Annotated in this window: 13 protein-coding genes; 9 read left to right on the forward strand and 4 right to left on the reverse strand. The window is 61.3% G+C overall.

Going from position 1 to position 15,815, the window contains the following annotated elements; genetic code table 11:
* Positions 1-117: 117 nt before the first annotated feature.
* The 6 genes from QWJ46_RS10350 to QWJ46_RS10375 all read left to right on the forward strand — a co-directional run bounded on the left by QWJ46_RS10350 (position 118) and on the right by QWJ46_RS10375 (position 7,085).
* On the forward strand, positions 118-1,569 hold the full coding sequence (locus QWJ46_RS10350; protein WP_302751071.1) for a homospermidine synthase: 1,452 nt from the start codon (positions 118-120) through the stop codon (positions 1,567-1,569).
* A gap of 174 nt (positions 1,570-1,743) precedes the next feature.
* Entirely contained in the window at positions 1,744-2,118 is a 375-nt protein-coding gene (locus QWJ46_RS10355; protein WP_082240334.1) for a hypothetical protein, read from the forward strand.
* Positions 2,119-2,320: 202 nt separating this feature from the next.
* Positions 2,321-4,294, forward strand: a complete 1,974-nt coding sequence (locus QWJ46_RS10360; RefSeq protein ID WP_302751072.1) for a 5'-nucleotidase C-terminal domain-containing protein — start codon at positions 2,321-2,323, stop codon at positions 4,292-4,294.
* Between the two features lie 122 nt (positions 4,295-4,416).
* Entirely contained in the window at positions 4,417-5,451 is a 1,035-nt protein-coding gene (gene hemH, locus QWJ46_RS10365) for a ferrochelatase (protein ID WP_302751073.1), read from the forward strand.
* A 143-nt stretch (positions 5,452-5,594) separates the two neighbouring features.
* A complete protein-coding gene (locus QWJ46_RS10370) occupies positions 5,595-6,626 on the forward strand; it encodes an SPFH domain-containing protein (protein ID WP_285192563.1) in 1,032 nt (343 codons plus the stop codon).
* A 3-nt stretch (positions 6,627-6,629) separates the two neighbouring features.
* Positions 6,630-7,085, forward strand: a complete 456-nt coding sequence (locus QWJ46_RS10375) for an NfeD family protein (RefSeq protein ID WP_302751074.1) — start codon at positions 6,630-6,632, stop codon at positions 7,083-7,085.
* Here the strand turns inward: QWJ46_RS10375 and QWJ46_RS10380 are convergent, their stop codons facing one another.
* On the reverse strand, positions 7,086-8,081 hold the full coding sequence (locus QWJ46_RS10380) for an SIS domain-containing protein (RefSeq protein ID WP_302751075.1): 996 nt from the start codon (positions 8,079-8,081) through the stop codon (positions 7,086-7,088).
* Between the two features lie 140 nt (positions 8,082-8,221).
* On the opposite strand from QWJ46_RS10380, the gene QWJ46_RS10385 reads away from it, so the two are divergent.
* On the forward strand, positions 8,222-9,754 hold the full coding sequence (locus QWJ46_RS10385; protein ID WP_302751076.1) for an outer membrane beta-barrel protein: 1,533 nt from the start codon (positions 8,222-8,224) through the stop codon (positions 9,752-9,754).
* A gap of 52 nt (positions 9,755-9,806) precedes the next feature.
* On the opposite strand, the gene galU is transcribed toward QWJ46_RS10385, so the two are convergent.
* Complete coding sequence (gene galU / locus QWJ46_RS10390; RefSeq protein ID WP_302751077.1) at positions 9,807-10,694, reverse strand: UTP--glucose-1-phosphate uridylyltransferase GalU; 888 nt, start codon at positions 10,692-10,694, stop codon at positions 9,807-9,809.
* Positions 10,695-10,896: 202 nt separating this feature from the next.
* Here galU and QWJ46_RS10395 point away from each other — a divergent pair, with 202 nt between their 5' ends.
* Entirely contained in the window at positions 10,897-12,120 is a 1,224-nt protein-coding gene (locus QWJ46_RS10395; protein WP_302751078.1) for a lytic murein transglycosylase, read from the forward strand.
* Positions 12,121-12,233: 113 nt separating this feature from the next.
* Positions 12,234-13,442, forward strand: a complete 1,209-nt coding sequence (locus QWJ46_RS10400; protein WP_302751079.1) for an SGNH family hydrolase — start codon at positions 12,234-12,236, stop codon at positions 13,440-13,442.
* 23 nt (positions 13,443-13,465) lie between these two features.
* Here the strand turns inward: QWJ46_RS10400 and QWJ46_RS10405 are convergent, their stop codons facing one another.
* A complete protein-coding gene (locus tag QWJ46_RS10405; protein ID WP_302751080.1) occupies positions 13,466-14,092 on the reverse strand; it encodes a hypothetical protein in 627 nt (208 codons plus the stop codon).
* A 214-nt stretch (positions 14,093-14,306) separates the two neighbouring features.
* On the reverse strand, positions 14,307-15,761 hold the full coding sequence (locus QWJ46_RS10410; RefSeq protein ID WP_184454991.1) for a glutamate synthase subunit beta: 1,455 nt from the start codon (positions 15,759-15,761) through the stop codon (positions 14,307-14,309).
* Positions 15,762-15,815: the final 54 nt, after the last annotated feature.

Below are 15,815 nucleotides of genomic sequence, written 5' to 3' on the forward strand. Positions count from 1 at the left end.
ACGCTCTTTATTGTGACGCCGTTTTGTGGTTAGAGCCGGTCACTTCGCAATTTCTGCGGCAATCTCACAAGAATTCTTCAGGCTGAGCGCCTTCGTCCCCTTCCACAGGAGAAAAGAATGACGGAACAGAACTATCCGGTATATGCCGAAATTACCGGTCCGATCGTGATGATCGGCTTTGGCTCCATCGGCCGAGGCACCCTGCCCCTGATCGAGCGCCACTTCAAATTCGACAAGAGCCGGATGGTCGTCATCGACCCGCGCGAAGAACCCTCCGACATGGAGATCCTGAAGAAACACGGCGTTCGCCACATTCAGGAATATGTCACCAAGGACAATTACAAGGAGCTGCTGAAGCCCCTGTTGACGAAAGGCGAAGGCCAGGGCTTCTGCGTCAACCTCTCGGTCGACACCTCCTCGCTCGACATCATCAAGCTCTGCCGCAAGCTCGACGTTCTCTATATCGATACGGTCGTCGAACCCTGGCTCGGCTTCTATTTCGACAAGGGCATGAGCAATGCCGACCGAACCAACTATGCGCTGCGCGAGACGGTGCGCAAGGAAAAGGCGAAAAACCCCGGCGGCGCCACCGCCGTCTCCACCTGCGGCGCCAATCCGGGCATGGTCTCCTGGTTCGTCAAGCAGGCGCTCGTCAACCTCGCCCATGATACCGGCGTTAAATTCGACGAACCGGACCATCACGATCGCGAAGGCTGGGCCAAGCTGATGAAGAAGGTCGGCGTCAAGGGCGTCCACATCGCCGAGCGCGACACCCAGCGCACCAAGCATCCGAAGCCGCTCAACGTCTTCTGGAACACCTGGTCCGTCGAAGGCTTCATCTCCGAAGGCATGCAGCCGGCCGAACTCGGCTGGGGCACGCACGAGCAGTGGATGCCGAAGAACGCCAAGAAGCATAAGAAGGGCAACAAGGCGGCGATCTACCTGGAGCAGCCGGGCGCCAACACCCGCGTGCGCACCTGGTGCCCGACCCCCGGCCCGCAATACGGCTTCCTCGTCACCCACAACGAGTCGATCTCGATCGCCGATTATTTCACGGTCCGCGACAAGGACGGCGAAGTCACCTTCCGTCCGACCTGCCACTATGCCTACCATCCGGCCAACGACGCCGTGCTCTCGCTGCATGAGATGTTCGGCAACGGCGGCACCCCGCAGCCGGTCCACCACGTACTCGACGAGGACGAGCTGGAGAACGGCATCGACGAACTCGGCGTCCTGCTCTACGGGCATGAGAAGAACGCCTACTGGTATGGTTCGCGCCTGTCGCTGGAAGAAACCCGCCGCATCGCGCCCTACCAGAACGCCACCGGCCTGCAGGTGACCTCCGCCGTTCTCGCCGGCATGGTCTGGGCGCTGGAAAATCCGAAGGCCGGCATCGTCGAGGCCGACGAGATCGATTACAAGCGCTGCCTCGACGTGCAGATGCCATATCTCGGCCCGGTCGAAGGCCACTACACCGACTGGACCCCGCTCGACGGCCGTCCTGGCCTCTTCCCCGAGGACATCGACACCAAGGATCCCTGGCAGTTCAGGAACGTCCTCGTTCGCTGAAAATCGTCCTCACAGGATTTTGACAATGCCCGCCGCAAGGCGGGCATTTTTGTAACGCTGGCCGTATAAATGCCGTCCCCCGCTGCTCCAAGCCTTGCCATCATGACGGACGCACGCCATGTTTTGCGCGAACTTGGCGGGTGACCGCCGCGCCGATTCGCCGGGAGAAGCCTTATGAAAATCAGAACTGGTCTCGTTCTTGTCGGTGCAGCGGCCACTCTTGCCGCCTGCGTTTCATCAGGACCGCAACAGCGACCGATCGCAGTCGCGCCGCCTGCAACAAATTCTGTTGAAGGCGAATGGACGGATGCCAACGGCTTGACCTCCGCCTTCACGAATGGACAATTCGTAACCCGCACCAGCGACGGAACGAATACCCAGATGGCGTCAGGAACATATACAACCACCCCCGACGGAATCATTCAGATAAACCTTTACTCGAATGTTAAGCGGACGACTTCCCTTGTTAATTGCGCCTTGAGCGGCACGAGTCAGCTGAATTGTACGACTGCAACGAATTCGCAGTTCACGCTTACACGTCGTTTGTAATGCTTCAATATGGCCCTGCGAAAGCTCCCACTCGGGAGCTTTTTTGTTTTGCGGCCTCTTGGAAAGCGCCGCCGCAAACCCAGCTTCCCTCTTGCGACTACGCGTCGTTTGTTGAAACATCGGCAAGCGGGAAACCGCCTGACACCACTATAGGGATCGGCGAGGATCAGGGGGATCTCTCGCCTCAATCAGGAGAACAGGGATGACGAAGTCTTTCAGCTTCGGTCTTTTGACCGCGTCCATGCTGGCGCTGAGCGCGGGCGCCGCCTTTGCCGATTACGAACTTAATATTCTCCACATCAACGATTTCCATTCACGCATCGAATCGATCAACAAATTCGATTCCACCTGCTCGGCCGAGGAGGAAGGCAAGAAGGAATGCTTCGGCGGCGCCGCCCGCCTGAAGACCGCGATCGATCAGCGCCGCCAAGCGCTATCGGGCAAGAATGTTGTTCTCCTGAATGCCGGCGACAATTTTCAGGGCTCGCTCTTCTACACCACCTATAAGGGCGCGGCCGAAGCCGAATTTTTGAACCTGATGAAGTTCGACGCCATGACCGTCGGCAATCATGAATTCGACGACAGCGAGGACGGGCTTGCGACCTTCCTCGACAAGGTGCAATTCCCCGTCGTGACGGCGAACGTCAAGGCGAGCGCCGCCTCCAAGCTCGGCGACCGCATCAAGCCCTCGCTGGTGCTCGATGTCGGCGGCCAGAAGATCGGCATCGTCGGCGCTGTCACCAATGATACGCCAGAGCTCTCCTCCCCTGGCCCGAATGTCACGATCGAAGATGACGTTCAGACGATCACATCAGCCGTCCAGGACCTGAAGGGCCAGGGCGTCAACAAGATCATTGCACTGACCCATGTCGGCTATCCCCGTGATCTCGCTTTTATCGCCAAGATTCCAGATGTCGACGTCGTCGTCGGCGGCCACTCCCATAGTCTGCTCTCCAATACCGATCCGAAGGCTGAAGGCCCATATCCGACGATGGTCGACAACCCCGGTGGCTATAAGGTGCCGGTCGTCCAGGCCGCCTCTTACAGCAAGTATCTCGGCGACGTTGTCGTCAATTTCGACGATAATGGCGTCGTCAAGGATGCCAAGGGCGACCCGATCCTGATCGACTCGTCCTTTACACCCGATCCGGCCGTCGTCACCCGCGTCGCCGAACTGGCAAAACCGATCGAGGAACTGCGCAAAAAGGTGATAGGCTCCTCCGAAGGCCCGATCGAGGGCGACCGCAAGGTCTGCCGTGTCAAGGAATGCTCGATGGGCAATCTGGTGGCCGACGCCATGCTTGACCGCACCAAAAACCAAGGGGTCACCATCGCCGTCCAGAACGGCGGCGGCCTGCGCGCGTCCATCGACGGCGGCGATGTCACTCAGGGCGAAGTCATCACCGTCCTGCCCTTCCAGAACACCCTCGCCACTTTTGAAGCCACAGGCGCGGACGTCGTCAAGGCGCTCGAGAACGGCGTCAGCCAGATCGATCAGGGCGCCGGCCGCTTCCCGCAGGTCGCCGGCCTAAAGTTCTCGTTCGACCAGTCGAAGCCTGTCGGCAGCCGCGTCAGCGATGTTCAGGTGAAGGAGGGCGACAATTTTGCGCCAATCGATCCGGCCAAGACTTACAAGATCGCCACCAACAACTTCATGCGATCAGGCGGCGATGGCTATTCGATCTTCAAGGAAGGCAAGAATGCTTACGATTACGGCCCGGATCTCGCCGATGTGACCGCCGACTACGTCGCTGCGCATTCGCCCTATAAGCCCTATACCGATGGCCGCGTCACCGAAGTCGGCGCGACCGTGGCACAGGCGCCCGCTGCCGAACCGGCTGCTCCCGCGCCGGCGGCACCTGCGCCGGCCACTGAGCCCGCGCCTGCCCCTGCGGCCCCGGCCGCACCCGCACCAGCCACCGAGCCTGCCCCGGCCGCGCCAGCCCCGGCAACACCGGCAGCTCCCGCGCCCGCGGCGGAACCGGCTCCGGCGGCTTCCGCACCCGCCGCAACAACGCCTTCCACCCACGTCATCGCGGCCGGCGACACTTTCTGGGATCTGGCTGTGACCTTCTATGGCGATGGGACGCTGTGGCGGAAGCTTTCGGAGGCCAATGGCAAGCCGAATCCGCACCACCTGACGGTTGGCAAGGAGATCCAGGTTCCTGCAAAGTAAGACGATTTGTCTCGACACCATCGGCCGGCTCGGGGTTTCCCGGGCCGGCTTTTCTTTCTATAGGGTGAACCATGTTCTCGAGGCTGCGTATCAGCCGACGGACAAGGAGCGTTGGGGCCAGAATGACAGCAGATATTTCACTTCGTCCGGCGGATCATCCGGCCGTCAAGTCAGGCAAGATCGGCGTCCTGCTTGTCAATCTCGGCACGCCCGACGGCACCGACTACACCTCGATGCGCCGCTATCTCAAGGAGTTCCTGACCGATCGCCGCGTCATCGAATGGTCGCCCTGGAAATGGTATCCGATCCTCTTTGGCATCGTGCTCAACACCCGTCCGCAGAAGGTCGGCAAGGCCTACGAACTGATCTGGAACAAGGAGAAGAACGAAAGTTATCTCCGCACCTACACGCGCAACCAGTCGGAACTGATGACCGAGCGCCTGCGGGATCTCGAAAATGTCAAGGTCGACTGGGCGATGCGCTACGGCACGCCGTCGATCGCTTCGCGCATCGAGACGCTGAAGGAGGAAGGCTGTGACCGCATCGTGCTCTTCCCGCTCTATCCGCAATATGCGGCGGCGACGACCGCGACCGTCAACGACAAGGCCTTCCAGAAGCTGCTCTCCATGCGCTGGCAGCCGGCGCTGCGCACCGTGCCGGACTATCATGACGACGAGACCTATATCGAGGCGCTCGCCCAATCCGTCGAAAGGCATCTTGCGACGCTCGACTGGAAACCGGACATGCTGCTCGCCTCCTTCCACGGCATCCCGATGTCCTATTTCAAGCAGGGCGACCCCTATTACTGTCAATGTCAAAAGACCGGCCGGCTCCTGCGCGAACGGCTCGGCCTGACTCAGGAAAACTTCATGGTCACCTTCCAGTCCCGCTTCGGGCCGGAAGAATGGCTGCAGCCCTATACCGACAAGACGGTGGAGAAGCTTGCCCAGGATGGCGTCAAGCGCATCGCCGTCATCAATCCCGGCTTCGTCTCCGACTGCCTGGAAACGCTGGAAGAAATCGCCGAACAAGCCGCGCATTCCTTCCACGAGAACGGCGGCGACAAGTTCACTCATATCCCCTGCCTCAACGATAGCGAAGACGGCATGAAGGTGCTGGAAAAGGTGGTCCGCCGCGAATTGCAGGGTTGGGTCTGAGAAGAAGCTAAAGACCTTGCCTAGAACCTCCTTTTCACCTGGAGGTGGTGCATGCGCGTGTCATTTCTTCCTCGCAAAGAACATGCTAATTCACCACATCAGTTGTGAGGCGCGTGCGCATGCGCCGATGGGAGGAATTTTTCATGCTGTTCGGCGGCTTCGACATCGTCGTGATCGTGCTGGTCATCTTCGTCATTCTGGTGCTCTTTGCCGGGATCAAGACCGTACCGCAGGGCTATCGCTACACCATCGAGCGCTTCGGCCGTTATACCCGCACGCTGGAGCCCGGCCTCAACCTCATCACTCCCTTCATCGAGCGCGTCGGAGCGCGGATGAACGTGATGGAGCAGGTGCTGAATGTGCCGACCCAGGAAGTGATTACCAAAGACAATGCCTCGGTTTCAGCCGATGCCGTCGCCTTCTTTCAGGTTCTGAATGCTGCCCAGGCCGCCTATCAGGTTTCCCACCTCGAAAATGCCATCCTCAATCTCACGATGACCAATATCCGCTCGGTCATGGGCTCCATGGATCTCGACGAACTGCTTTCCAATCGCGACGCGATCAATGACCGGCTGCTGCGCGTCGTCGACGAGGCCGTACAGCCCTGGGGCATCAAGGTCACCCGCGTCGAAATCAAGGACATCCAGCCGCCACGCGACCTCGTCGATGCGATGGCTCGCCAGATGAAGGCTGAGCGCGAAAAGCGCGCCCAGGTGCTCGAGGCCGAAGGCGCGCGCAATGCGCAGATCCTCAGGGCCGAAGGAGCCAAGCAATCCGCGATCCTCCAGGCGGAAGGCCAGCGCGAAGCCGCCTTCCGCAACGCCGAAGCCCGCGAGCGACTGGCCGAGGCCGAAGCCAAGGCGACGAAGATGGTCTCCGAAGCGATTGCCGCCGGTGACGTTCAGGCGATCAACTATTTCGTCGCCCAGAAATACACCGAAGCGCTCGCCTCGGTCGGCTCGGCGCCCAATTCCAAGATCGTGCTGATGCCGATGGAAGCCTCTTCCATCCTGAGCTCGCTCGGCGGCATCGGCGCCATCGCCCGCGAAGTCTTCGGTGACGCCGGCAATCCGCCACCGCCTCCCCCGCCGCGTCCGCGTCCCGCGCCGATCCGCTCTACGCCACCGATCAATCCGCCGGCCCCCAATCCCTTCAATCCGGATCAGGAGCGATAAGCCATGCTGGCGAAGATCATCGCGGAACTCGGTCCATGGAACTGGTGGGTTGCAGGCCTCGTGCTGCTCGCCGCCGAAATGATCGTGCCCGGTTTCTTCCTGGTCTGGATCGGCCTCGCGGCCTTGATCGTCGGCGCACTGTCGCTGCTCTTCTGGGACAGCGCCTTCTGGGTCTGGGAACCTCAGGCGATCCTTTTTGCGCTTCTGGCCGTGGCCACGACCTTTGCCGGCCGCCGGCTGACGCTGCGCAACGCCGAGACCGACGAGCCCTTCCTCAACCAGCGCGGCGCAAGTCTTGTCGGACGCACCGCCACGCTGCAGGAGCCGATCCGCGAGGGGCGCGGCCGCATCCGCCTCGACGATACGCTATGGCAGGTCATGGGGCCTGATTTGCCCGTGGGAACACAGGTGAAGGTGATCTCGTGTCACGGCCGCGACCTGCGGGTCGAACCGGCCTGATCAGGCGACGCCGATCCGCAGCAGGTCGTGGAAGTGCACCAGCCCGATCGGCCGACTGTCCTCGTCGATGACGATCAGGGCGCCGATGTGGTGCTGGTTGAGCAACGCCAGGGCCGCCGTCGCCAGCATCGTCGGTTTCACCGTCTTCGGCGTCTTCGTCATGATGTCGTCGACGGCAAGCTCGGCAAGATTGCGGCTCAGGTTCCGAGCCATGTCGCCTTCGGTGACGATGCCGCAGAGCCGCCCATCCTGGTCGAGCACGCCGACGCAGCCGAAATGCTTGCGCGACAGCACCGTGATCGCCTCCGGCATCGGCGTGCCCTTGGCAACGAGCGGCAGCTTCTCGCCGGTATGCATGATGTCTGCGACATGCATCAGGCTCGCACCCAGCTTGCCGCCGGGATGAAAAACATGGAAATCGGTGGCGGTAAAGCCGCGCGCCTCTAGAAGCGCCACCGCCAAGGCGTCCCCGATGGCAAGCTGCATGATCGCCGAGGTCGTCGGCGCCAGGCCATGCGGACAGGCCTCCGTCTCCTTCGGCAGCTTGAGGACGATGTCGGCGGCAAGGCCGAGGCTCGATGTCTCATCATAGGTGATGGCGATCAGCGGAATGGAAAACCGCCTCGAATAGGAGAGGATCGCCTTGAGTTCCTGTGCCTGCCCGCTCCACGAAATTGCGATAATCGCATCGCTCTGGCCGATCATGCCGAGGTCGCCATGATTGGCCTCGGCCGCATGCACGAAGAATGCGGGCGTTCCGGTGGAAGCAAGGGTCGCAGCGATCTTCACGCCGATGTGCCCGCTCTTGCCGACGCCGGTAACGATGACCCGGCCGGAGATGTCGCCGATGATCTCGACTGCCCGTGTGAAAGGGCCGGCCAGTCCATTGTCAAAAGCCTGTTCGAGCGCTTCAAGACCGCGTTTCTCGGCCTCTACCGTGCGTTTTGCTGATTCGAGCACGCTGTTTTCGACGAGTTTGACCGCTCTTTTGTTCATGCAGATGCGTTAGACCTTTTCACTTTCCGAGTCCACCCTGGGATATTTCCGAATTGTGAACAACGCCCACCGGTGGCAACGAATGATTAACCACAAGGCTTTACCTTTGAGTAAGAACCGAAAGCATGTCAGGCGAGTGAATGGGCCAGCCAAAACAGACGAGCAGTGTGACGCCGCTCCGCGCGATGAGGCGTGTCGTCTGCTTTACTGCGTTCGGCACCCTGCTGTTCGGCCAGGCCGCGGCACTCGCACAGTCCGCCTCACAGCAGCCTGTCGCTAGCCGCTTCGCCAGCCAGGACAATCGCACCACGAACAATGCCGCAGCCGGTTTCGATGACGAAATCGACGTTTCTACCGCTCCTGTGGCAACGGGTGCGGCGGGAAACCCGGACGATGCCCAGCAGAAGCCCGCCATACCGGACGCGCAATCCGGCAACGACATTACCGGATCCATCCTCGATGAGGACATGCGCCGACTGAACACCCGTGAAGCGCGGATCGACGAGACGCCGCCGGTCCGCAGGGCTGGCGAAAGTGCCTCGACGGCAGAAACACCCGGCATTCCGATCGGCACCTTCGTGCTCCGTCCGAGCGTGACCCAAAGCATCAACACCGAGACCACCAAGGACGGCAATACCCGGCAACGGCGCGCCTTCTTCGAAACGGATGCAGCCGCGACGCTCACCTCGGACTGGGGACGACACCAGCTGACCGTCACGTCGGCAGGCGCCTGGCAGAGGAATATCAGCGGCGAAGGCGAGGAGCAGCCGTCTTTCAAGGTCAACGGCGACCTCCGGCTGGACCTTGCCGACGACACGGTGGCGCACCTCACGGCCGGCTACAATTTCTACCGCGAGGATACGGATGATCCCGACGCCATCGCCGATGCCACACAACAGTCCGATGTGCAGGAATTCAGCGCCGGCGCCTCCATCCAGCGCGATTTCGGCATTCTGCGCGGCACGACGGCGCTGGTGCTGAGCCGTTCGATCTATTCCGACGCCACGCTTGCGAACGGCACGACCGTGGCATTGAGCGATCGCAACCAGACCACCGGTACGCTGCGCGGTCGCGTCGGCTATGAGCTGTCGCCCGCGATCATCCCCTTCATCGAGGCCACGATCGGCCGTACCCTCTATGACGAAACACGCGACTCAGCCGGTTACGAGCGCTCAGGCCATAGTTATGGCGCCAAAGCCGGCGTTGAGGTCGACCTCGGCGAAAAGCTGAAGGGTGAAGTCGGCGTCGGTTACGAAAGGGCGGATTTCAAAGACAGCCGGCTGGCCTCGATCGATACGGCCACGCTCGATGCGAGCCTGCTTTGGTCGCCGATCCGTGGCACCGATATCAATCTCGACCTGCAGACAAGCATCCAGCCCTCGACCACCGCCGGAGAGAGCGGCTACGTCTCGCATGCGCTGACGACGACGGTCACCCAGCAGCTGCGCGACAATCTGGTCGGAACCATGATCGGCGGCGTCATATGGCGCGACTATCCCACCGACAGCACCATCAACGACGAGCTCGTCTATACTGCAGCGACCGGCCTGACCTGGAACATCAACCGATATCTCGATCTCACCAGCACGCTCGGCTACGAGCTGACGACGCGCAAGGACGGCGACGACTCACAGCAATGGCGCGCCGGCGTCGGCCTTAAGCTGAAACGCTAAACGCCGCGCCTCCGGTGGGAGGCGCGGCGCTCGATCAACATGTGCGCAAACCTTAATTCAGGCCGGCAAGCAATTCCTTGAAGCCGCCTTCGACCGATGGGCGGATATCGGCGCGTTCGAGGGCGTAGGCAACGTTGGCCAGGATGAAGCCATCCTTGGCGCCGCAGTCGTAGGTCGTGCCACGGAAGTGGTAGCCGGCGAAATCCTGTTCCTTCAGCAGCTTCAGCATGCCGTCGGTGAGCTGGATTTCGTTGCCGGCGCCGCGCTCCTGGGTTTCGAGGATCTTGAAGATCTCAGGCTGCAGGATGTAGCGGCCGTTGATGAAGAAATTCGAGGGTGCCGTTCCCTTGGCAGGCTTTTCCACCATGCCGGTGATGCGGAAGCCTTCGCCGATCGCTTCGCCGACGCCAACGATGCCGTATTTATGAGCCTGATCGGGGGCACATTCCTCGACAGCGATGATGTTGCCGCCGCTCTGGCCGTAAAGGTCGATCATGCCCTTCATGCAGCCCTTGTCGCCCTTCATGATCATATCGGGCAGCAGCAGCGCGAAAGGTTCGTCGCCGACGATCTCGCGGGCGCACCAGACGGCGTGACCGAGGCCGAGCGGTTCCTGCTGCCGGGTGAAGCTTACCGTCCCGGCCTTCGGCAATTGCTCGGCAAGAAGGGTGATTTCCGCCTCCTTGGCGCGCTCGCGCAGTGTCTGTTCCAGCTCGAAATGAATGTCGAAATAGTCTTCGATTATGTGCTTGTTGCGTCCGGTAACGAAGACCAGATGCTCGATCCCGGCTTCCAGCGCCTCATCGACGACATATTGGATGATAGGCTTGTCGACAACGGTCAACATTTCCTTTGGAACAGCCTTCGTTGCCGGCAGGAATCGCGTTCCCAACCCCGCCACCGGAAAAACTGCCTTACGAACTTTATTGTGATGCGCCACACAGGCCTCCTGCTTTGACTAAATCGCCTTTTAAATAAAGCCGTTCACGTCTGACTAGTATAGAATTGCGACTGTTTTGCAATGGTGACCGCCGCGGGTCGCCATGGTAAAGAATTTGTTGACTCCGTTCCTGTAGTCTCGGGTCTGGGCGGACATGATGCCCTGCTGCACCGAAAACTGAAGATGACGGATACGACTGTCGATGATCCAGAATCACAAAAACTCCCTTCGTGGTCTTGCTCTCGCCCTCGTTGTCGCCGCCCAGGTAGGGCTGGCCCCCGACAACGCGAAAGCCGATTCCCGGTTCCAGAAATGGATCGCGGACTTTTACCAAACAGCCGCTGAGAGTGGCATCAGTAAGGCAACCTATCAAAAGGCCTTTTCCGGGGTGAGCGAACCCGACCCGACCGTGCTCGAAAAGGCGGCCTATCAACCGGAATTCACCTCGAAGATCTGGGATTACATTGATTCCCGCGTTAACCCCTACACCGTCAGGATCGGCCGCGAGATGGCCGTCAAGCATGCGCGGACGCTCAATGCGATCGAGCAGCGCTTCGGCGTCGACAAGACCATTCTGCTGGCGATCTGGTCGATGGAATCGAATTACGGCGCAATCCTCGACAAGGACGACCGGCTGCATTATGTGCCGCGCGCACTGGCAACCCTTGCCTATGCCGATCCGAGCCGGGCCAAATTCGCCAAGAAGCAGCTGGTTGCCGCGCTGAAGATCCTGCAGAACGGCGATGTGCCGGCACGTCAGATGACCGGCTCCTGGGCGGGCGCCATGGGCCACACTCAGTTCATCCCGACAAGCTACCTGCTCTACGCTGTCGATGCCGACGGCAACGGCCATCGCGATATCTGGACTTCGGTGCCGGACGCGCTGGCGACCTCGGCCAATCTCCTGATGAAGAACGGCTGGGATACCGGCCAGACCTGGGGCTACGAAGTCGTCGTTCCCGCCGCAGCCGCCAAGCAGGCCGGCAAGACCCATACGCTCGCCCGATGGGCGGAGCTCGGTCTGAAACGGCCGAACGGCAAGGCCTTCCGCGACGGCGGCACCAAAGCCGTGCTGAAAATGCCGGCCGGAGCCGGCGGCCCCGGCTTCCTGATGACGGCAAACTTCTTCACCATCAAGAACTACAATGCGTCGGACAGCTACGCGCTTGCCGTGGGCCTGCTGGCCGACCAGATCGCCGGCTATGGCGGCATGCAGCAGCGCTGGCCGCGTCCCGACGGCGCGCTCGACATCACCGAGAAATTCGAGCTGCAGACCCGTCTCAAGACGCTCGGCTATTACAATGGCGAGGTTGACGGCAATTTCGGCTCGGGTTCGAAAGCGGCGATATCGGCCGTGCAGGAGCGCATCGGCATGCAGCCGGACGGCGAGCCCTCGTTGCCGCTTTTGAACGCACTTCGCCGCTAGGCGCGGACGCCGGACAATATCTGATTGGAAGCGGCAGAACCGTGACCTAACTAATAAGCGGAGTGGATGCTGACCTACCCTGCGTGCAAGATGCCGGCAGATGCGGAACTGCTATGACGAAAACTGATCGAACCCCAATCCGCTGGCTCGCGCTTGCCTTGACGACGGCTGCGCTATGCCTCGGCGCGCTTGCGCCCATTCGTGTTGCCGAAGCCCAGGAGCAGCGTTACCAGCGTCGCTCGATCCTCGATTTCTTCCTGGGTCGGCGCTATCTCGACGACGAGCCGCAGGCCCCTGATGTCCAGCAGCCGAGACGCCAGCAGCGCAAGCGCCCGCCGGCGCAGAAAGCCGTGATCAATACCCGCACCGCGTCGCCTGTGCGGCCGCCCGTGCAGGAAGAGCCGGTCGTGCAGAAGCTTGGTGACGCGCGGAAAATCCTGATCGTCGGCGATTTCCTTGCCAGCGGCCTCGGCGACGGGCTTACCGCCGCCTTCGAGACTTCACCGGGCGTCATCGTCGAAGCCCGCGGCAACATTTCCTCGGGCCTTGTCCGCGACGACTATTACGACTGGCCGGAACAATTGCCGAAGATGATCGACGAGCTGAAGCCGGCAATGGTCGTCGTCATGATCGGCGCCAATGACCGCCAGCAGATGGTGACCGATAGCGCGAAAGAGAAGTTCCGCACCGATGGCTGGTTTGCCGAATATCGCCGTCGTGTCCTTTCTTTCGGCAAGGAAGTCACCAGCCGCAAGATACCGCTGCTCTGGGTTGGTCTTCCCGCCTTCGAATCCGATCAGATGACGGCCGATGCTGTCCAGATGAACCAGCTCTATCGCAACCAGGTCGAGAGCATCGGCGGCGAATTCGTCGATATCTGGGATGGTTTTGTCGACGAAAACGGCAATTTCATCGTTACCGGTTCCGACGTGAACGGCCAGCAGGTGCGCCTGCGCACCTCCGACGGCATCAACCTTACGCAGGCTGGCCGGCGCAAGCTTGCCTTCTATGTGGAAAAGCCCGCCCGCCGGATTCTCGGCACCCAGGCAAGTCCCGATCTGGTGCGCCTCGACGAAAGCAATTTGCCAGGTCTCGGCCTTCCGACCAATCCGGTCGAGCACACCGTGCCGATCAGCCTCTCCGATCCCAATCTTGACGGCGGCGCCGAGCTCCTTGGCGCAAGACCCCCACCAGTGACCCTGACGAAATCGCCGCGCGACCTCCTGGTCGAGCAGGGCGAGATGACGCCGGCACCTGTCGGTCGCGTCGACGACTACCGCATGCCGGCGGCCAAGACGCCGGCCGAAGTCTCGGTGAAATAAAAAGGCTACGCTAGGCGGCCTTCTTATGCCGCCTGCGGCCAGCTCAGATAATAGTAGTTCGAGCCGATCAGCCCGAAGAAAGCATTGCTGTCGTTTGTCTGGTCGACATAGCTGCCGTTCTCCTTGACAAAGGCGCCGTCGAAACCGCGCTCCAGATGCGCATCGAGGAAATCGCTCCAGCCGCTGATATCGATCGCCTCGCCGGCCTTGCTTTCCGTGTCGGCCTCATCCGGATCATCGACGTTCCAGGCGGGGATCGACACGCCCTGCGTCGGATCGGAGATGGTGAGCGTGCCTGCTTCGAGCGCAGCCAGCATGTCATGAGCCTTGCCGCTTTCGCCTTCGGCCGCGGCCGCTTCCTGCAACTGCTGCTTCAGCATCGACATGAAGGAGGCGCTGGTCACATCGGCGCTGTCGCCAGTCGTGTCGGTCTCGTCGAAGGTGTCGTCCTTGGACAAAAGCGTGTCGAGCAGCCCCGACAGCGCCTGATTGGAAAGAAGCGACGCGGAGCTCGAATCGAGTCCGTAGCTGCTCAGAATGCTTGCCGCCGACGAACTCTGCGTATCCTCCGAGCTTTCGTCGGAGCTACGAAGATTCTTCAAGGCGTATTGGGCCGAAACCATCCTGGTATTATCGAGTGCAGAAACCATTTGAATAATCCTTGTCGATCATTCGCGGCGGCTCCTCCTGAGCCCGCGTCAGGCATAAGCCTCACCGCCCGGCATTGCTTCAAGCTTGCGTCCCACCCAGGCGCGTCAAGCGGTCGCACCGGGAAAAAGAAGTCCCGCCTGACGCGCCGCACACAATAAAAAACTCCGCCGGAAAGGCGGAGTTCGTGTCTTCGTCAGCCTCTATGAGACGCGATCAGTTCGGCAGGACGGTCGAGCCCATCAACGCCTCGTCGATGGCGCGCGCTGCCTGGCGGCCTTCGCGGATCGCCCAGACCACCAGCGACTGGCCGCGGCGCACGTCGCCCGCCGTCCAGAGCTTGTCGACCGAGGTCTTGTAGTCGCGGTCGTTGGCGACGACGTTGGTCGAGCCGCGTTTGTCGGTGTTGAGCGTCAGCTTGCCTTCGAGCTCCTTCAGCACGCTTGTCGTGAACGGGCCGCGGAAGCCGATGGCGATGAAGGCCAGATCGGCGCGGATGACGAATTCCGTGCCGGCAACCGGCCGCCGGCGCTCGTCGACCTCGCAGCACTTGACGCCGGTCAGCACGCCGTCTTCGCCGACGAATTCGAGTGTTGCGACCTGAAACTCGCGTACGGCGCCCTCAGCCTGCGAGGAAGAGGTGCGCATCTTCGTCGCCCAGAAGGGCCAGACGGCGAGCTTGTCTTCCTTCTCGGGCGGCTGCGGCCGGATATCGAGCTGGGTGACCTTGACGGCCCCCTGGCGGAAGGCCGTGCCGACGCAGTCCGAAGCCGTATCGCCGCCGCCGACGACGACGACATGTTTGGCGCCAGCAAGGATCGGATCCGACGGCCAGCCGGCGCTGTCGATATTCTCGCGTCCGACGCGACGGTTCTGCTGGACCAGATAGGGCATAGCATCATGCACCCCGGCAAGGTCGGTGCCTGGAATGCCCGCCTCGCGCGGCGTCTCGGAGCCGCCGCAGTAAAGGACGGCGTCGTGGTCGGCCAGCAATTGTTCGATCTTGACGTCGACGCCGACATTGACACCGCAATGGAAGGTGACGCCCTCGCCCTTCATCTGCTCGACGCGGCGGTCGATGAAGTTCTTCTCCATCTTGAAATCGGGAATGCCGTAGCGCAGCAAGCCGCCCGGCTTGGTCTCGCGCTCATAGACATGCACCTCGTGGCCGGCGCGGCCAAGCTGCTGGGCGGCGGCCATGCCGGCGGGGCCGGAGCCGATGACGGCGACCTTCTTGCCGGTATGGACCGTCGCCGGCTGCGGCCGGATGAAACCGAGTTCATAGGCCTTGTCGGCAATCGCCTGCTCGACCGTCTTGATGGCGACCGGCGCATCCTCGAGATTCAAAGTGCAGGCTTCCTCGCAGGGGGCGGGACAAACGCGGCCGGTGAACTCCGGGAAGTTATTGGTCGAATGCAGGTTCTGGATCGCCGCTTCCCAGTTGTTGTTGTAGACGAGGTCATTCCAATCCGGAATCTGATTGTGAACCGGGCAGCCGGTCGGGCCGTGACAATAGGGAATGCCACAGTCCATGCAGCGCGCGGCCTGTTTCTGCACTTCCGGGTCCGACATCGGGATCGTGAACTCGCGGAAATGACGGATGCGATCCGACGCCGGCTGATACTTCGCCACCTGCCGGTCGATTTCCAGAAATCCTGTAACCTTACCCATGTCTTCGTCCCTTACCCTCATGACCGCCTCACCGCGGCCAGTTGTCTGTCGTCA

Source organism: Rhizobium sp. CBN3, from assembly GCF_030518245.1.
Lineage (GTDB): Bacteria > Pseudomonadota > Alphaproteobacteria > Rhizobiales > Rhizobiaceae > Rhizobium > Rhizobium aethiopicum_A.